An 18285-nucleotide genomic window follows, 5' to 3' on the forward strand; every position below is an offset into this window, starting at 1 on the left:
GTGGGCCCTCGGTCAGTTAACCGAAGTTCCCCGTCCGGTGGTACGCAATCCGGCGCGGAGCGGCGACTCAGGCCGGCTTGGTCGCCACCAGGACGTCGCGGACGATGGCCTGGTCGACCCGGTGGCGCAGGCTCGCCCACGGGCCCTCGTCGCGCACGTCCAGGCCGGCCTTCGCGAGCACCTCGGCGGCGTCCTCGCGGCGGGCCACATACGTATTCCACGAGATGCCGAGCGCGCCGCCCGGCCGCAGCAGCCCGGCCCACACCGGCGCGGCCGCCGCCAGCAGCGCGAGCGGGTCGCGGGCCAGGCCCTTGGCGGGGGTACGGCTGCCGTGCTGCACGCCGTACGGCGCGTCGGCCACCACGACGTCCACAGTGGCCGGCCGGAAGAACTCGCCGGCCCGCGTGGTGTCCGCGTTCACCACGTCGAGGAGCTGGCTCTCGCCGGCCTTGCGCTCCTCTTTGGACGGTGCCAGCTCCACCCGCAGCCGCCGCCCGACGACCTGCCGCTCGCGCCGCACCGGACCGGACTCCAGCACCCGGTGCTTGACCCGCTTGCGCTTGAGCCAGGTGGTGATGAACGCCTGGTAGGCCTCGAAGTCCTTCTGGTCCAGGTCGACGCCGGCCGCGTCGTAGCCGTACATCAGCGCCTGGTTGAGGGTCGTGCCCCGCCCGCACAGCGGGTCGAGCACCTTGAAGCGGCGCTCCAGCAGCTCACCGGCCCACGCGCTGGCCAGCAGCGTGGCGTTGAGCAGCAGCTTGGTGAACTGCTCGTTGGTCTTGCCGGCGTACTTCTGGATGGTGACCAGGTCGTCGTCGTAGCGGTCCAGCCGGTGCAGCTCGACCGGGCGGAGCAGGTCGTGGTCGACCCGCTCGAAGAGGGCGAAGGCCGACGACATGTTGCTGAGCAGGGCGAGGTCGCGCCCGGTCAGCCCGGAGGCCTCGAACGTCACGTACCGCACGCCGCCGATCGTCGCGACCTCCGACCCGCCGATCCGCCCGCCGAGCACCGACTCGGCGAAGATGTCGAGCTCGGTGCGGGTCAGGTCGACGGCCGAGTCGGCGTAGACGCGGTTGGTGCCGGGCGAGATCAGCAGGGCGTACACGGTCATAGTCGGGCGAGTATCGCACAGCGCGTGATCGCTCAGGGAGGAGGATGCCCGTTCGAGCGGATCGACAAACGCCTTGACGATAGATTGATCACTTAGCTATCGTGCCGGCGTGACCGCGATGCGCGAGCCGACGTTCCTCATCCTCACCGCCTTGGCCGACGGCCCCCGCCACGGCTACGGCATCCTCCAGGAGGTCGAGACCGTCTCCAAAGGACGGGTGCGGCTGCTGCCCGGCACCCTCTACACCGCGCTCGACCGGCTCGCCGCCGAGGGGCTCGTCGCCCACGAGCGCGACGAGCGGGTCGACGGCCGGCTGCGCCGCTACTACCGGCTCACCGCGGACGGGTTGGCGGCGCTCGACGCCGAGGCCGCCCGCCTCCAGCAGCTCGCCACCGCCGCCCGCACCCGGCTCCGCGCCCACCGGCCGGCCAGCGCGTGAGCGGGGCACTCGAGCGCCGCTACCGGCGCCTGCTGCGCGCCTACCCGCCCGCCTACCGCCGGACGCGCGGCGAGGTGCTGGTGGGCGTGCTGATGGACGCCGCACCGCCCGGCCGCACCCGCCCCACCCTCCGCGAGGCGGCCAACCTTGTGCGGCACGGCCTGCGCGCCCGGCTCGGCCGCCCGGCCAGCCGCACCGTCGCCGTGTGGGCCACGCTCACCGCCGCCATCTGCGGGCTCTTCACCGCCGCCGTCGCCACCCGGCTCGCCTGGGAGACCGGGCGCCCGATGCCCGACCGCGCGGAGACGGCCGCGATCCTCGCCGAGGTGGCGCCGGAGCACCGGTTCACCGACGTCCAGATCGCGCCGGCGCTGTTCACCTGGTACAGCCAGCGGGTCCGGCTGCGCCACCTCGACAAGATCCTGCTCTTCGACGGCGGCGAGTACGAGCAGGGCTCCGGCACCGCCAGCGCCGCCGGCACACCCCCGATGCCCGGCGGGGCGGCGGTCGCGGCCGCCGAGGCACACCTGCGCGACGCCGGGTGGCGCGTCCACCAGCGGACCACCGAGGCGTACGACAGCTGCACCGACATGACCACGATCACCATGACCACCGTCGAGGCCCGGCGCGGCGACACGCTCCTCCGGGTCACCGTCACCGACCCGCGCGTCGAGCCCGACCTGCCGTACCTGACGGTCGCCCTCCAGCGCACCACCCCGCCGGCCGTGCTCCCCGCGGGCGTCGCCGGTGTGCTGCTCGGCGCCGCGCTCGGGTGGCTCGTCTTCGGCTGGGCCAGCCGGCGGACCGAGGGGCGCGTGGCGCCGACCCTCTGCCTGGCCGCCGCGCTCCTGCTCTGGTGGTCGCCGGCGGCGCTGGCCGTGCCGTCGATGCTCGGCCACCACCTCGACCAGCCACACGCGGTCTGGCACCCACTCTGGGAGTGGCTCGGCCAGCCGACCCTCAGCGTCTTCTTCGTCGCCGGCACCTGCGCCGCGCTGCTCGGCCTCGCGCTCGCCGCCACCCGGTCCGGCGCGGGCGCGGCGACCACCCGGAAGGTCGGCTGACCCGGCCGCGCGGCACCGGCGGCGGTAGCGTGCCCAGCATGAACGGCGGACGTCACAGCCTCGACGAGCGCTTCGCCGGCGAGGCCCTCGATCCGGACGTGTGGTTGCCCTACTACCTGCCGCACTGGAGCTCCCGCGCGGCCAGCCGCGCCGCGCACTCGGTACGCCGCGGCGAGCTGCGCCTGACCATCCCGCCCGACCAGCCGCTGTGGTGCCCCGACCGCCACCCCGAGCCGCTGCGCGTGTCGTGCGTGCAGAGCGGCGGCCGCACCGGGCAACAGCCGTTCCGCGAAGGGCTGACGGTGCGCGAGGAGCAGCCCGAGTTCTGGGGCTACACGCCCCGATACGGCCACATCGAGATCCGCATGCGCGGTATCGTCACGAAGCGCTCGATGTTCGCGTTCTGGCTTTCCGGCGTCGAAGACCGCCCCGAGCACTCCGGCGAGATCTGCGTGGCCGAGATCTTCGGCGACGCGGTCGGAGACGGCACGGCCGCCGTCGGCATGGGCCTGCACCGCTTCCGCGACCCGTCGCTCACCGAAGACTTCTCCGCCGACCCGCTGGCCCTCGACGTGGCCGACTTCCACACGTACGCGGTCGACTGGCGGCCCGGCTCGCTGGTGTTCACAGTGGACGGTGAGGTCGTGCGCGAGGTCGGGCAGGCGCCGGACTACCCGGTGCAGCTGATGCTCGGCGTCTTCGACTTCCCCGCGAAGGGCGACCCCGCCCACGCCACCCCGCCGGTCCCCGAGATGGTCGTCTCCCACGTGACCGGCCACCCCCTCGACTGACCGAATCCGTTTGTCGGGATCCTCGCCGGGTAGCCCGACCTGGTAGGGACGCGACGGCAGCGGGGGGTGGCCGACATGACGAGCCCGTTCGGGCAGGATCCTTTCGAGGAGTTTCTCGCGCAGTTCTTCGGGTCGCAGCAGGGCCAGCAGGGCCGGCGCATCGACCTGGCGCGCCTGATGAGCCAGGACGCGCGGGAGCTGATCCAGAGCGCGGCGCAGAAGGCCGGCGAGTGGGGCAGCCGCGACCTGGACACCGAGCACCTGCTGTGGGCGATCTGCCAGCGCGAGCCGCTGCGCCAGCTGCTCGCCCGCGCGGGGGCCGAGCCGGGCGCGCTGGCCGCGGAGATCGAGCGCGGCGTACGGCCGGGTGAGCCGCGGCGGGAGCCGCCCACGCTCACCCCGGCGGCCAAGCGGGCGCTGCTCCAGGCGCACCAGATCTCGCGTACCCTCGGCGCCTCCTACCTCGGGCCCGAGCACATCCTGCTCGCGCTGGTGGTCAACCGGGAGTCCGAGGCGGGCCGCATGCTGTCCGCGCACGGCGTCACTCCGGACTCGCTGCGGCAGGCGGCGCAGAGCCAGGTCCAGGGTCCGAACGGCGCGCCCGCCGCCACGCCGACACCGACGCCGACCGTCGACCGGTACGGGCGAGACCTCACCGCGCTCGCCCGCGACGGGCGGATCGACCCGGTGGTGGGGCGGGCGCGGGCGATCGAGCAGTGCGTGGAGGTGCTCGCCCGGCGTACCAAGAACAACCCGGTCCTGATCGGCGAGGCCGGCGTCGGGAAGACGGCGATCGTGGAGGGGCTGGCGCAGCGGATGGTGGACGGCGACGTGCCGCGGACGCTGGCCGGCAAGCGCCTCGTCCAGCTCGACCTGACCGGGCTGGTGGCCGGCACCCGCTACCGCGGCGACTTCGAGGAGCGGCTCAAGAACCTCGTCGACGAGGTACGCGCCAACACCGACGACCTCGTCGTCTTCATCGACGAGATCCACTCGGTGGTCGGCGCGGGTTCGGCCGAGGGCGCCACCGACGCGGCCAACATGCTCAAGCCCTCCCTCGCCCGCGGCGAGCTGCACGTCGTGGGCGCGACCACGCTCGACGAGTACCGCCGGTACGTGGAGAAGGACGCCGCGCTGGAGCGGCGCTTCCAGCCGATCCTGGTGCCCGAGCCGAGCGTCGAGGACACCGTGGAGATCCTGCGCGGGCTGCGCGACCGTTACGAGGCGCACCACGGCGTACGCTTCGGCGACGAGGCGCTGGTCGCGGCCGCCGAGCTGTCCGACCGCTACCTCACCGACCGGTTCCTGCCGGACAAGGCGATCGACCTGATCGACCAGGCCGGCGCGCGCGTGCAGCTGCGTAGCCGGGCGCCGGCCACCGACGTCCGCGAGCTGGAACGCCAAATCGAGCACCTCTGCCGCGACAAGGACCAGGCGGTGGCGGACGAGCAGTACGAGCGGGCCAGCGAGCTCCGCGACGAGGTGAGCGACCTGCGCCGCCAGATGGCCGAGGCCGAGGGCGGTCCGGGTGGCGTGCCCGAGGTGACCGCCGACGACATCGCCGAGGTGGTCTCCCGCGCCACCGGCATCCCGGCCCAGCAGCTCAGCGAGGAGGAACGCCACCGCCTCGCCAACCTCGAGCAGCGCCTGCACGAGCGGCTGGTCGGCCAGCAGGACGCGGTGCGCGTGGTGGCGCAGGCGATCCGCCGCTCCCGCACCGGCCTCGGCGACCCCAACCGCCCGATCGGCAGCTTCCTCTTCCTCGGCCCCACCGGCGTCGGCAAGACCGAGCTGGCCCGCGCGCTGGCCGAGTCGATGTTCGGCGACCAGGACCGCATGGTGCGGCTGGACATGAGCGAGTTCCAGGAACGCCACACGGTCAGCCGCCTGGTCGGCGCCCCGCCCGGCTACGTCGGCTACGAGGAGGCCGGCCAGCTGACCGAGGCGGTGCGGCGGCGCCCGTACTCGGTGGTGCTGCTCGACGAGATCGAGAAGGCCCACCCGGACGTCTTCAACCTGCTGCTCCAGGTGCTCGACGACGGCCGCCTGACGGACAGTCAGGGCCGCACGGTCAGCTTCAAGAACACCGTGCTCATCATGACCAGCAACCTCGGCTCGGAGGCCATCGGCCAGGACCAGGCGTTCGGCTTCGGCAGCGAGACCCGTGGCGCCGACCAGGACGCCCGCGACCGCGTACTGCGCCGGCTCCGCGACGAGCTGCGCCCCGAGTTCCTCAACCGGATCGACGAGATCGTGGTATTCCAACGCCTCGACGCCGAGCAGCTCGCCGAGATCACCGACCTGATGCTGGAGCAGACCCGCCGCCGCATGCACGCCCAGGACATCACCACGCACTTCACCCGCGGCGCGATCGGCTGGCTGGTCGACCAGGGCTACGAGCCGCGATACGGGGCCCGCCCCATGCGCCGCACCATCCAGCGCGAGGTCGACAACCGCCTGTCCGAGATGCTGCTCGACGGGCGCCTCTCGCCCGGCCAGGAGATCCAGGTGGACGCCGGGGACGAGGGAAAGCTCACCTTCGAGGTCACCCCGCGCCTGGAGACCGCCCCCACCGCATAGCTCGGCTACCGCCCGTGAGGGTCGGGGTAGGCAGGGGCCGGAAGCTACGCGGGCGATGGGCATTGGCCCCGACTCGCAGGCGCGCGTCACCTCCCTGCTCAACGCCGCGGAATTCACGTCCGCAATGAGCCATTCCGCGTAACGACGGGTAACGCTGCGTAGTAGGCCGTCGCCCAGGGGTGTGACACTCAGGGATGCGTGGTGGTGCAACGGTGTCTCGCCACGTTGGGGTGGTTTCGGCGGTGAGGCCGTTGGGCGAGGTTGTCGATCGTTGCGATGTCTGGACACCGGATGACTTCTGGCAGGTGGCTGCGGCCGTTGATCCCTGCCAACGCGTCGCGGGAATGATTGACGACGCGGTGGTCTCGCAGGGCAATCACGAGGCAATCACCCCATCCCGTCCGCGCCTCAGATCGATTCGTGGGGTGGACGCGATGTTGATCTCAGGGTGGGTGCAACCATGCTGGGTGGTGGTGCGCCTGTGTGATGTGACGGTGCTTTCCGGGTCAGCCGTACGGGATGACTTCGACGCGGTGTATTCGGAGCATTTCGCCCCGATGGTCCGGCTCGCCTATGTGACTACCGGCAGCTTGCCCGCCGCGGAGGACATCGTCCAAGAGGTGTTCGTTGCCCTGCTCGCCCGCGCCGACGTGCGCGAGCCGGGCGCCTGGCTGCGCCGGGCCGTGATCTCCCGGTGCACGTCCTGGGTGCGGCGGCTGCGTTTGGAACGCAGGCACTCAGTCCACGGCCGCCCAGAGCCGGTCACCCCGCTCGGGCCGGACGGGGTGGCGGTCCGCGCTGCGCTGGGCCGGCTGCGGCCACGGCACCGGGCCGCGGTCTTCCTGCGCTATTACCTCGACCTGACCGAGGCCGAGATCGCCCACGCGCTTGGCTGCCGGCCCGGCACGGTCAAGTCCCTGCTGCACCGCGCACACGCCGCCCTGAGGGAGTACCTGGATGAGCACTGATCGGAGCGAGCTGATGCGCCGCGGGATCCGCGAACTAGCTGACGCGGTTCCCGTCCCGGAACGCGGGCCGGCCGAGTTGCGCGTCGCGGCAGGTTGGCGGCGCCCGCGGTCGGCCCGCGGCGCTCTGCCGGCGCTCGTCGGCGCTGTGGTGGTGCTCGTGGTCGCCGGGGTTGGAGTGTTGCCGGCCGTCCTGCCCGGCCCAGACGTGCGGACCGGCGCTGGCGCGAACGCCGCAGTGCTGCCACGGACGTTCGCCACGCACTCGCACCGCACCGCGGACGTCTCTGCCGCACCCCCGGGATCGGTGGTTGCCCTTTACAGCTATGCCGTCGGCGGCTCCGTGCGTAACCGCCGGGTGCTCGTGGTCGGCGCGGATGGGCGCCGGTACCGCGAGCTCGACGCCACCACCGGCCGTGGGACATCGACGCTGCTGGCTCCGGACGGCACCCGGGTGGCGGTCCGAGGGGTCGATGACATTGCCGTGGTGGACCTGGTGACCGGCGCGGCCCGGCGTTACCCCGTTGACACCGGCGCCGCCCCGCAGCTGCTCGCCTGGTCATCGGACACCGACACGCTGCTCTACCTAACCATGCCGGAGCAGCCCGACACGTTCGACGAACCGAGCAATGGCGTGCCCGTGCTGCTCGACCTCACCAGCGGTGCCCGTACCACGATCCCCGGCCAGCGCGGCACGGTCGACGCGGCGTTCGCCCCGGACGGGCGGCTGGCCGTGCAGCTGGCGGGGCAGCTGCGGATCGTCCGCCTTGACGGCACCGTGGACAGGACCGTGCCGGTGCCGGCCCGGCACCGGTTGGCCGGCGCTGCGGCCTGGTCACCGGACGGTACCCGGCTGGCCCTCTACCGGATGGGCGAGTCGGGGAATCCGGGTACCCCTGCCCCGGTCTACGGCCTGCGCGGTGCGGGGTTCCCGGACGGGCTCGCCATTGTCGATCTGGCCGGCGGCGGCACGGCAACCACGAGTGCCCCGGACGATCTGACGACGCTGCTCGGCTGGCGGGGCGATCGGCTGCTGGTGCACCGTGCGGATCCCGCGAACACCATCGTGGCGGTGCCCGCCACTGGCGCGCCGACCGAACCGCTGTCGCGGCTGCGGCCGGGCAACGATCATGTCCACGACGTGCAACTGGCCACCGGGCTGCTGCCTCGGCTGGAGGTGCGCGACGCCGGTGTGGATCGGGGTCCCTTGCCGGCGTCGTTGCGAGTGCTTGCCGCAGTGGGCGTACTCGTCGCCGGCGGCCTGGTCTTCCTCGTGGCGCGACGAATTCAATCGCGCCGCAGATCGACCGGTCCGTCCCGAGGCTCCGTCCACGTCTTGTCCTGAGGTTCCGCAGGTGGTCGTAAGACCGAACATGTCCTTAAGGGCCTGCCTCGGCTATGAGTATCACTTACACCGCGCAGCTGCCGGTACGCGACCAGACGGTGGACGTTCTGGCCAAGCTGCTGGCCCACGAACGAGCACGCCGGGGCACCCGCGCCGGTACCCGCGCGTTGTCCTGTCATAACCAGGCGGTGCTCGTCTTGCGGTGGTTCCTGGACGGTACCCGGATGAGCCAACTGGCCCAGGACAACGCGATCGGCAAATCGACCGGCTACGACTACCTGCACGAAGGCATCGACGTACTCGCTGCGAGGGCACCGGGCCTGCACGGGGCACTACTGGCCGCGAAGGCCGCCGGGTACAGCCACGTCAACATCGACGGCATGCTGGTGGAGACCGACCGCTGCCGCACCCCAGGCCCCACACCGGGTGTCGACCTGTGGTGGTCGGGTAAGCATGACAACCACGGCGGCAACATTCAGGTGATCACCGTCCCGGACGGCTGGCCGATCTGGACCTCGGATGTACGCCCAGGCCGGGAACACGACACCACCGCACTACGCACCCACACCGAAATCCTGCCCACCTCGCCGTGGCGGCCGATGCACTACGCACGCTGGGTGATCTGGGCTACGAGGGCGAGTCCGACACGATCACCGTGGCGTTCAAGAAACCCAAAGGCGGTCGCCTCACCAAACTGCAGCAGCAGCTGAACAAGGCCCACAACAGCATCCGGGCAATCGGCGAGCGCGGCAACTCGCTGCTGAAGATGACGTTCAAGGCGCTACGCAACGTCAGCCTGGATCCATGGCAGATCGGGAAGATCGTCGCTGCGGCCCTCGTCATCCTCCACATTGACCATGCCCGCACCACATGACCTTCAGTAGTCAACGCGTTGCCCGGAATGGCTCGATAAGCTGTGCGACTGGGTACAGACCGCTGCTACTACGGGCGGACTGCGCGTCCGGGCTAACGTCGCACGTTCAGTCGAACGCCGCCTGAACGAAATGTCTGGACAATGAATAGCAAATCTCGACGCGACAGCAACTGCAAAGCCGGTCGGCCGGCAATGTTGGCGCGGCACGAAATGCGGCCCAGGTCGACGGGCAGAAGCAGTTCGGCCGGATACGGACGATGATGAGTGGAGCGGCGATCTCGCCGGTGAGTGTTCACCCGGCGCGGGTATCGGCCGCTGGGACGGCTCGGTATGGCCGCGACCATCGCCCTGCCCGGCGGCGTGGGCAGGCTGACCCCGCTCGGCCGCGTGTGCCGGGTGTCGCTGCGGGGCAGCCGCTGAAGCCGAGGCCACGGGCCGAGTTGGCTCCGGTGGACGGCTCTCGTGCGGGCCTGCCGCCGGGGTCGCACGAGAGCTGTTGCGCAGGCGACGCATGCGCTCACCATGGCGCTGGGCCAGTCCCCAGTCGCGGTGGCGTTTGTGCTCGCGACGAAACTCCTCACACGCCGGAGAATAGTTACGCGACTTGGTACGGTCACGCATTTCGGCGAGCGCGGCCGACGTGAATAGTTGAAGCTGCCGCATGCACCAATTATCTCGCGGCCGCCCGGGGAGTTGCTGCCCCGACCGACGATCGATCATGCCAAATTTGTTTGGCGACTGCGGTGTCCGACATGCCAATAGTTGGGATACGCACAATAACGTGAATTCAGGACGGCGAAAGGGCCAACAAGGTCGACGGCGAACACATCATCCCCGCAGGCCGCCGGAGGCGCCATGGGCGCCGTGACCAACGGCGGAGGGTGAGGCCGCGGGAGCGACGGTCCGGACCACCGCGGACGTCGTGGTAGCTCGATGGAATGTGATCGTGGTCAACCCGCACCGCCGACCGGCGGTGGATTGTCGTCCGGCGGGGGTTCGGTCTCGTCGGGGTCGACGATGACCGGGCGGAGCCAGGCCCACAGGACGAACAGGACGCCGAAGATCAGCATGGCCAGGCCGGCCCACAGGTTGGCGTTCACGTCGCCGGTCTTGGCGCGGTCTTCGGCGGACTCGGCGACGATGCCCATGATGACCAGGACGACGCCGTAGAAGCCGACCAGCAGCCCGATCACGGTGCGCACGTCGGAGATGCCCGCGCGGTGCGGGGCCGCGGGGCGGCCGCCGGTGCCGGAGGTGTTGGACATGACGGGACTCCTAGCGGAAGACGACGTTCAGGGCGATCACGAGCACGAGTGAGATGCCGGCGAGCTTGACCGGCGAGCGGTACCAGGGCAGCCGGCTTGCCATCGGGTCGGTGCGCTGCTCCTTGGGCGTCTCGGAGTAGACCAGGCCCTTGAGCTCGGACGCGGGCTTCGGCGCGGTGGCCCGGCTGACTAGCACGCTGACCACCACGTCGACCACGAAGGCGGCGCCCGCCGCCACGAACGCGGCGCCCTGGCCGGGCAGGTTGTAGACGCCGCCTTCGTTGAGGCCCCACACGGTGACCGCGGCGGCGGTGCCCGACACCAGGCCGACCCAGCCGGCGGTCGGGGTCATCCGCTTCCAGAACATGCCGAGGATGAACGTGGCGAACAGCGGCGCGTTGAAGAACCCGAAGAGCGTCTGAAGGTAGTTCATCAGGTTCTCGTAGCCGGACGCGATGAACGCGGTGCCGATCGCCAGGACCGTCGCGCCCACCGTGGCCAGGCGGCCCACCCGCAGGTAGTAGTCGTCGGGGCGGTCCTTCTTCACGTACCGCTGCCACAGGTCGTAGCTGAAGACGGTGTTGAAGGCGGAGACGTTGGCCGCCATGCCGGCCATGAACGCGGCGAGCAGGCCGGCCAGCGCGACGCCGAGCAGGCCGTTGGGCAGCACGTCGCGGATGAGCAACAGGATCGCGTCGTTGTACGTGGTGCCGCCGCCGTCGCCGCCGGCCTTGAGCGCGGCGGTCTCGGCGACCAGCACGCCGGCGATCATGCCGGGGATGACCACCACGAATGGGATGAACATCTTCGGGAACGACCCGATGATCGGCGTGCTGCGGGCGGCGGACATGCTGTGGGTGGCCATCGCGCGCTGCACCTCGACGAAGTTGGTGGTCCAGTAGCCGAAGGAGAGCACGAAGCCGAGGCCGAAGACGATGCCGAGCACCGACAGGAACGAGTTGCTGAAGCCGGCCAGGTCGTTGCCGGGCCACGAGCTGAGCTGCTCGGCGCCGCCGCCCGGCGCGTCGGTGATCTTGTCGATCAGGCCGTTGACGCCGCCGACGCGGTGCAGGCCGATGAGGGTGAGCGGGAGCAGCGCGGCCACGATCACGAAGAACTGGAGGACCTCGTTGTAGATGGCCGCGGAGAGCCCGCCGAGCGTGATGTAGCTGAGCACGATCACCGCGGCGATGATCAGCGCCACCCACAGCGGCCACCCGAGCAGGCTGTTGACGACGCTGGCCAGCAGGAAGAGGTTGATGCCCGCGATCAGCACCTGGGCGAGCGCGAAGCTGAGCGCGTTGACCAGGTGGGCGCCGGTGCCGAAGCGCCGCAGCATGAACTCGGGCACGCTGCGCACCTTCGACCCGTAGTAGAAGGGCATCATCACGACGCCCAGGAAGAGCATCGCGGGCACCGCGCCGATCCAGTAGTAGTGCATGGTCGGCATGCCGTACTGGGCGCCGTTCGCGGACATGCCGATGATCTCGACCGCGCCGAGGTTGGCGGAGATGAACGCCAGGCCGGTGATCCAGGCCGGCAGCGAGCGGCCGGCGAGGAAGAAGTCGAGGCTGTCCGAGATCCGGCGGCGGGCGGCGAGGCCGATCATCAACACCACGGCGAAGTAGACGGCCACCAGCACGTAGTCGATCCAGCTGGCGTCGATCCGCAAGGCGTCTTCCACGGGCCCGTCTCCTCCGCTCGTGACCGGTGGCAACGACCGCCACGTACCCACGAAACAGGAAAAAAAATCATCGCGGGGCGGAAATGGGCGAGTCAGGCGGGCGGAGGGGCGTGCGTGTCGCGGAGTACCACGTCGGGGTGGAGGACGACCGACTCGGCCGCCGCGGTGTCCGGAGTGGAGTCGAGCTGGGCGAGCAGCAGCCGCACCGCCTCGGCGGCCATCCGGGCGGCGTCGTGGCGGACGGTGGTCAGCGCGTACGGCTCCCACCCCGCCATCGGCACGTCGCCGAAGCCGGTGACGGTCAGCTCGCCCGGCACGTCCACGCCGCGTGACCGGGCCTCGTGCAGCACGCCCAGCGCGATCGTGTCGCTGGCGCAGAGGATCGCGGTGGGGCGGCGGGCCGCCTTGAGCAGGGTGCGCGCGGCGGCGACGCCGGTGGCGTGGTCGTGGTCGTACCCGCCGCGCAGCACCCGGGTGCGCACCGCCGGCTCGGCCGCGAGCACGCCGCGAAAGCCGGTCTCCCGGTCGAGGCTCGTGCTCAGCCGGCGCGGGCCGAGCACCAGCGCGACCTCGGTGTGGCCCAGCCCGGCCACGAGGGCGGCGATGTCGGCCGCGCCCTGCCTGTTGTCGGCCACGCAGGTCGCGTGCCCGGCCTCGGGCGCGAGCCGGTCGACCAGCACGTGCGGGACGCCGCTCGCGGCCAGGTGGCGGGCGACGGCCGGGCCGATGTGGGTCGCGGCGAGCAACACGCCGTCCACCGAGCCGTCGGCCACCTGGGCGAGCACCTCGGCGTCCTCGGTCTCGGCCAGGAGCGTGGTGCGGTAGCCAGCTGCGGCGAGCGCGTCGTACAGCGGCACGATCAGCTGGGGGTGAAGCGGGTTGAGCAGATCGTCCGGGCTGGAGACGACCGCGACCCGCCGGGTGCGGCGGCTGCGCAGGACGCGGCCGGACTCCTGCGGCACGTACCCGAGCTCCTCGGCCGCCTTGCGCACCCGGTCGCGGGTGGCCGCCGAGACGTGCGGGTGGCCGGCCAGCGCCCGGGAGACGGTGGGCTGGGAGACGCCGGCGACCCTGGCGACGTCTTTGCTGGTCGGTGCCCGGGTCATCGGCGGCCCCTCGCGTTCTACATACGTATGCGGACAGTGTCGCGTACCCACTGGCGATTTCTGAGGTGCAGCCTAGCCGCCGGCGAGCCCCGCCCAGGGATGCCCCGGATGTACGAGCGCGAGCGTGTCCGCCAGCCACCGCCGCCGCTCGCCGCCGAGCCGCGGCAGCACCCGCTCCAGGTCGGCCACGTCCTTGTCGCGGGCGCCCTTGGCCTTGAAGAGCAGCACGATCTCCGGCGCCAGGTACGGGATGCCGTCCGGGTCGTGCCGGATCACCTCGGCGTACGGCAGGCGGATGCGCGCGTCGCGGCGGCAGACCCACCCGTCGCCGTCGCGCTCCTCGCGGAAGACGTCGAACCGCCACACGCCCGCCGCCCGCTCCCACGCCCACGTCTGGTGGCCGCGCCGCAGCTCCTCATCGGACAGTGGCCACACCGCCCCGTCGCGCGGCACGGCGAAACCGCACTCGGGGAAGCGCTCCGCCACGGCTGTGAAGTCGCCCGCCGGCACCGCGATCTCCAGGTCTTCGTGGGGGCGGGTTTGCTCGCCGAGGAAGAGGTCGACCGCCCAGCCGCCGGCCACGTACCAGGGTGCGGCGAAGCCGTCCATCCGCGCCGCCAGCACCCGCGGGTGCCAGCCCGCCCACGCGTCGATGTCCGGCGTCATCCGCCAATGATGCGCCACTAACGGCGTATCAGCTCGTGGCGTCGGCGGGCGTGCGGCCGTACCGTTCCTCGGGTGCGAGCCATCCGAATCCACCGCTACGGCGGCGCGCCCAACATCCGCGTCGAGGACATCCCGCGCCCCTCGCCCGGCGCGGGTGAGGTGCTCGTCGAGGTCGCCGCGACCTCGTTCAACCCCTCCGACATCGGGTGGCGGCGCGGCCTGATGCGGCCGCTGATGGAGCTCGACCTGCCGTGGACGCTCGGCGGCGAGGTCTCCGGCACGGTGGTGGCGGCCGGCGAGGGGGTAAGCGCGCCCGCGCCCGGCGACCGGGTCGTCGGGCGGGTCGACCGGGGCGGTGCGGCCGCCGAGTACATGACGGCCCGCGCCCGCGAGCTCGTCGCCGCGCCCACCACCATCCCGCTCGCGCACGCCGCCGCGCTCCCGATCGCCGGGGTCACCGCGTGGCAGGCGGTGCGCGAGCACGCGCGCGTCGAGCCGGGGCAGCGCGTGCTGGTCAACGGCGCGGGCGGCGGGGTGGGCGGGTTCGCGGTGCAGCTCGCCAAGCACGCCGGGGCGTTCGTGATCGCCACCGCCAGCCCGCGCAGCGCCGACGTGGTCCGGCGGCAGGGCGCCGACCAGATCGTCGACTACACCGCCACACCCCTCGCCGCCGCGCTCGACGAGCCGGTCGACGTGCTGCTCCACCTGGTGGCCGCCCCGGCCGAGGAGGCGGCGGCGCTGGTGCGGCCCGGCGGCGTGGTGGTCTCGGTGACCGGCCCGGTGGCCGCGCCGGCCGGCGTGCGCGCCGGATACTTCGTCGCGCGCAACGACACCGCCGACCTCGCCGCTCTCGTCGCGCTCGTCGACGCCGGCACCGTGCGGGTCGACATCGCCGACACCCGCCCGCTCACCGAGCTGCGCCAGGTGCACTACGACGCCGAGGCCGGGCTGCTGCACGGCAAGACCATCCTCGTGCCGTAGATGGCGGCTCGCGTCTGGTGGCCGCCCGCCGCCCTGGCGGTGGCCCAGCTCGCCTGGTGGCCGGTGGTCCCCGCGCTCCTCGACGAGCCGGTGCGCCCGGCCGCCGTGGTGCTGGCGCTGCTCGGCACCACGGTCGCCTGCGGCGCGCTCGCGTGGCGGCACACCGCGCCCGGCCCGGCGCTCGCCGCCACCCTCGCCGCCGCCGTGCCGCTGGGCGCGGGGCTGGGCTGGTCGGCACCCTTCGGGTTCGTCGCGGCGGGCGTCGCGCTCTTCACCCTCGCCGCCGTGCGCACGGCCGGCATCGCCGCCGCCGGCGCCGCCGCCACCCTCCTCGCCCTCACCGCCACCGTCGCCCTCCGCGACACATCGGTCCGCGTCGTCATCGGGTACGGGCTGATCGTCCTCGCCGCCCTGACCGTGATCTGGGTCGCGGGCAGATCGCGGCGCCGCCGCCACGCGGGCCGCGCGGCCGTCGCCGTGTTCGAGGCCGAATCGGCGGGCATGGCCCGCCACGCCGCGGCGGCCGAGCGGCGGCGGCTCGCGGCCGAGCTGCACGACGTGGCCGCCCACCGGCTGACCGCCATCGTGGTCTCGACGGCCGCCGCCGCCCGCCTCGACGATCCCGCCCTGGCCGCCGAGGCCACCCGCCACGCCGTCGACGCCGGCCGCCAGGCCCTCACGGAGCTCGACCGCCTGGCCGACATCTCCACGGACGGCATCGACCCGGCCGCCGCCGAGGGCCAGATCGAGGAGGAGGGCGCCGCGCGCGACAAACGGCGGCCAGGTGCGGCCCCGGGAGCAGCGGACCGGACCACCGCGGACGCCGGCGCCGGCCTGGAGGGCATCGCCGGGGCCGGGCTGGAAGGCATCGCCGGGGCCGGCGGGCTGGAGGGCATCGAGCGGCTGGTCGCCGAGCGCCCCGAGGTGACCTACACGCGCCCGGACAGACCTGTGCCCCCCGAGGCGGCGGCGGTCGCCTACCGCGTGGTCCGCGAGGCCCTGACCAACACCGCCCGCTACGCCGCCGGCGCCCCGGTCACCGTAGCCCTGGAGGCAGCCGCCGGCGAGCTCGTGGTGTCCGTTGTGGACGGTGGTGGCACGGCCACCGCGCCCGACCTCGGCAGCGGCTCAGGCCTCGCCGGCCTCCGCACGCTCGTCGAGGCCGCCGGCGGCACGTTGTGGGCCGGCCCCGATGACACGCCCTCGCTCACGAAGCCGGCGGCCGGCACGCAATCGGCCGGCCCGGACGGCGCGCCTCCGCTTACAGAATCGGCGGCCGGCACGCGGTCGGGCGGCACGCTTTCGGCCGGCCCGCTGTCAGGCGGCCCACTGTCAGGCGGCCCGGTGTCAGGCGGCCCACTGTCAGGCGGCCCGGTGTCAGGCGGCCCACTGTCAGGCGGCCCGCTGTCGGCCGGTCCCGATGGTGCGCGCGGGTGGCGGGTGCGGGCCGTGCTGCCGATCGGCGCTCCGCCCGGCGGGCGGCGGCCGGAGTGGCGCGGCCCGGCGGCGCTCGACTGGGCGCTGACCGTGCTGGCGGTGGCACTGCCGGTCGGCGCCGGCTTCCTGCCCGGCAACCAGCCCGACCCGCTCGGCCGCGCCACCCCGGGCACCGCGCTGCTGCTGCTCTTCCTCGTGCTCTTCGCCGCTCCCCTGCGCTGGCGGCGGGTGGCGCCGATGCGCGCCGTCCTGGCCAACCTCGCCGCACTCCTCGCCTGGCTCGGCGCCGAACGCGCCGGCTGGACCCCGACCGAGGGCACCGACCTGCTCGGCTACACGCTGTGGGCGCAGTTCGTGCTCGCCTACTCGGTCGGCGCCTACCGGCAGCCAGCCGGCCGCGGCCGCGCGCAACGCCCCGACCGCGCCCGGCGGAAGGCGGCGCGGGGCGCGCGGCGAATCGACCGCGCCCGGCGGGAGGCGGCGCCGGCTGCGGGGCGAGGACGTGGCTGGCCGGCCCCGCTCGCCATCGCCGCCGTAGACGCCTTCGTGATGGTCAGCGGCCTGACCGGCGACGTCGTCGCCGGCTGGGCCATCTTCACGGTCCTGCTGGCCGGCCCCGTAACGCTGGCCTGGGCGGCCGGCGTGTGGACGCGCGCCCGCCGACGCCGGCGCGGACGCAGACGCGAGGCGGTGGAGGGCGACGCCGCGGCGGCCGCGCGAGCCGAGCGTTCCCGGATCGCCGCCGGCCTACGCGCCACCGCCCGCCGGCACACGGCGGCCACCGTGGTCGCCGCGGAGGCCGGCCACCTCCCGGAGGTGCTGGCCGAAGCCCGAGCCGGCCTCGCCGCGATGCGCGACCTGCTGACCGACCTCCACGCCGACGGCGACGGCGGCGACGAGCCCCCACCCACCCTGGCCGGCGCCGCGGTGCTCGCCGCCCGGCGCCGGGCCATGGTGCGCTACACCGGCACCCGCCGCGCATTGCCCGCCGAGATCGAGGTCGCCGGCTACCGGCTGGCCGATGCCCTGGTCCGGGCCGAGGGCACCCTCGCGGTCACCTACCTGCCCGACGGCGTGCGCCTGGCCGCGACCTGGCCCATCCAGGCGGACCCCATCCCGCCCTCTCGCGCGGACGGCCTGCCCGAGACGACCCGGGGGCTGGCAGCGGAGGACGAGCCGGTGGACGAGCGGCGGGTCCGCGACTTGGCCGACGCGGCCGGTGGCGCGGTCACCGGGGCGACGCCGGGCGCGGCGACCGTGTGGCTGCCGGGATGATGGGGCCATGATCCGTGTGATGGTGGCCGACGACCAGGCCATGGTGCGCGCCGGCATCGCGGCCGTGCTCGCGGCCGAGCCGGACATCGAGGTGGTCGGGCAGAGCGCCGACGGGGAGGCCGCCGTGGCCCAGGCGGTCGCGCTCCGGCCGGACGTCGCCGTGCTCGACATCCGCATGCCCGGCATCGACGGCCTCACCGCCACCGCGCGCATCACCGCCGAGGTGCCACAGACGCGGGTGGTGGTGCTGACCACGTTCGGCCTCGACGAGTACGTCTTCGCGGCGTTACGTGCCGGCGCCGCCGGTTTCGTGCTCAAGGACGCCGACCCCGAGCGCGTCGTCGACGCGGTTCGCGTGGTGGCCGGCGGCGACGCGCTGCTCGACCCGGGCGTGACGCGGCGGCTGATCGACCAGTTCGCGGCGGGCCCCGGCCCGGGTGACGCGGACCGGCTCGCCTCGCTCACCCCGCGCGAGACCGACGTGCTCCGCCAGGTCGCGCGTGGACTGTCCAACGTGGAGGCGGCGGCCGCCCTCGGCATCAGCCCCGCCACGGTGAAGGACCACGTCGCGGTCATCCTCGGCAAGCTGGGCGTCCGCGACCGGGTGCAGGCCACGATCGCCGCCTACGAGACCGGGCTGATCCGCCCCGGCATGCGGTAGCCCGCGTGTCGCGACCCTCGAAAAGATCGTGGTACTTGAGA

Annotated in this window: 14 protein-coding genes and 1 pseudogene; 10 read left to right on the top strand and 5 right to left on the bottom strand. The window is 73.1% G+C overall.

Going from position 1 to position 18285, the window contains the following annotated elements; genetic code table 11:
* Window positions 1-67: 67 nt before the first annotated feature.
* The gene (locus tag ACTMTJ_RS19655; protein ID WP_441218575.1) at window positions 68-1111 is read right to left on the bottom strand and encodes a TRM11 family SAM-dependent methyltransferase; all 1044 of its coding nucleotides are present in this window, start codon (window positions 1109-1111) and stop codon (window positions 68-70) included.
* Between the two features lie 118 nt (window positions 1112-1229).
* On the opposite strand from ACTMTJ_RS19655, the gene ACTMTJ_RS19660 reads away from it, so the two are divergent.
* The 7 genes and pseudogenes from ACTMTJ_RS19660 (at window position 1230) to ACTMTJ_RS19690 (ending at window position 9169) form a co-directional block, all read left to right on the top strand.
* Complete coding sequence (locus tag ACTMTJ_RS19660; RefSeq protein ID WP_441218773.1) at window positions 1230-1550, top strand: PadR family transcriptional regulator; 321 nt, start codon at window positions 1230-1232, stop codon at window positions 1548-1550.
* Window positions 1547-2614 (top strand): hypothetical protein, encoded by a 1068-nt coding sequence (locus ACTMTJ_RS19665; RefSeq protein ID WP_441218577.1) that lies wholly within the window; start codon window positions 1547-1549, stop codon window positions 2612-2614. Before ACTMTJ_RS19660 ends, ACTMTJ_RS19665 begins: the two co-directional genes overlap by 4 nt.
* A gap of 38 nt (window positions 2615-2652) precedes the next feature.
* On the top strand, window positions 2653-3405 hold the full coding sequence (locus ACTMTJ_RS19670) for a glycoside hydrolase family 16 protein (protein ID WP_441218578.1): 753 nt from the start codon (window positions 2653-2655) through the stop codon (window positions 3403-3405).
* Between the two features lie 75 nt (window positions 3406-3480).
* Window positions 3481-5985, top strand: coding sequence for an ATP-dependent Clp protease ATP-binding subunit (locus ACTMTJ_RS19675; RefSeq protein WP_441218580.1), 2505 nt, complete (start codon window positions 3481-3483; stop codon window positions 5983-5985).
* 251 nt (window positions 5986-6236) lie between these two features.
* Window positions 6237-6953, top strand: a complete 717-nt coding sequence (locus tag ACTMTJ_RS19680) for a SigE family RNA polymerase sigma factor (RefSeq protein WP_441218582.1) — start codon at window positions 6237-6239, stop codon at window positions 6951-6953.
* Window positions 6943-8295 (top strand): hypothetical protein, encoded by a 1353-nt coding sequence (locus tag ACTMTJ_RS19685; protein ID WP_441218584.1) that lies wholly within the window; start codon window positions 6943-6945, stop codon window positions 8293-8295. The genes ACTMTJ_RS19680 and ACTMTJ_RS19685 overlap by 11 nt, the downstream gene beginning before the upstream one ends.
* Window positions 8296-8348: 53 nt before the next feature.
* Window positions 8349-9169: pseudogene (locus ACTMTJ_RS19690) on the top strand (transposase family protein).
* Window positions 9170-10119: 950 nt separating this feature from the next.
* Here ACTMTJ_RS19690 and ACTMTJ_RS19695 read toward each other — a convergent pair.
* The 4 genes from ACTMTJ_RS19695 to ACTMTJ_RS19710 form a co-directional block, all read right to left on the bottom strand.
* Window positions 10120-10434 carry a hypothetical protein gene (locus ACTMTJ_RS19695; RefSeq protein ID WP_441218586.1) on the bottom strand — a complete coding sequence of 105 codons (315 nt, stop codon included), beginning with the start codon at window positions 10432-10434 and terminating at the stop codon, window positions 10120-10122.
* 10 nt (window positions 10435-10444) lie between these two features.
* Window positions 10445-12118 (bottom strand): sodium:solute symporter family protein, encoded by a 1674-nt coding sequence (locus ACTMTJ_RS19700; RefSeq protein WP_441218588.1) that lies wholly within the window; start codon window positions 12116-12118, stop codon window positions 10445-10447.
* 92 nt (window positions 12119-12210) lie between these two features.
* Complete coding sequence (locus ACTMTJ_RS19705) at window positions 12211-13224, bottom strand: LacI family DNA-binding transcriptional regulator (RefSeq protein WP_441218590.1); 1014 nt, start codon at window positions 13222-13224, stop codon at window positions 12211-12213.
* Window positions 13225-13296: 72 nt separating this feature from the next.
* Window positions 13297-13890, bottom strand: a complete 594-nt coding sequence (locus ACTMTJ_RS19710; protein ID WP_441218591.1) for a nucleotidyltransferase domain-containing protein — start codon at window positions 13888-13890, stop codon at window positions 13297-13299.
* Window positions 13891-13962: 72 nt separating this feature from the next.
* Here ACTMTJ_RS19710 and ACTMTJ_RS19715 point away from each other — a divergent pair, with 72 nt between their 5' ends.
* The 3 genes from ACTMTJ_RS19715 to ACTMTJ_RS19725 are packed head-to-tail and all read left to right on the top strand — an operon-like array spanning window position 13963 to window position 18244.
* The gene (locus ACTMTJ_RS19715; protein WP_441218593.1) at window positions 13963-14871 is read left to right on the top strand and encodes an NADP-dependent oxidoreductase; all 909 of its coding nucleotides are present in this window, start codon (window positions 13963-13965) and stop codon (window positions 14869-14871) included.
* The gene (locus ACTMTJ_RS19720; protein WP_441218595.1) at window positions 14872-17583 is read left to right on the top strand and encodes a histidine kinase; all 2712 of its coding nucleotides are present in this window, start codon (window positions 14872-14874) and stop codon (window positions 17581-17583) included. It begins immediately after the preceding gene.
* A 7-nt stretch (window positions 17584-17590) separates the two neighbouring features.
* Window positions 17591-18244, top strand: a complete 654-nt coding sequence (locus ACTMTJ_RS19725; RefSeq protein ID WP_441218597.1) for a response regulator — start codon at window positions 17591-17593, stop codon at window positions 18242-18244.
* Window positions 18245-18285 lie beyond the last annotated feature (41 nt).

Origin of the sequence: Phytohabitans sp. LJ34 (assembly GCF_052068095.1) — a bacterium.
GTDB lineage: Bacteria > Actinomycetota > Actinomycetes > Mycobacteriales > Micromonosporaceae > Phytohabitans.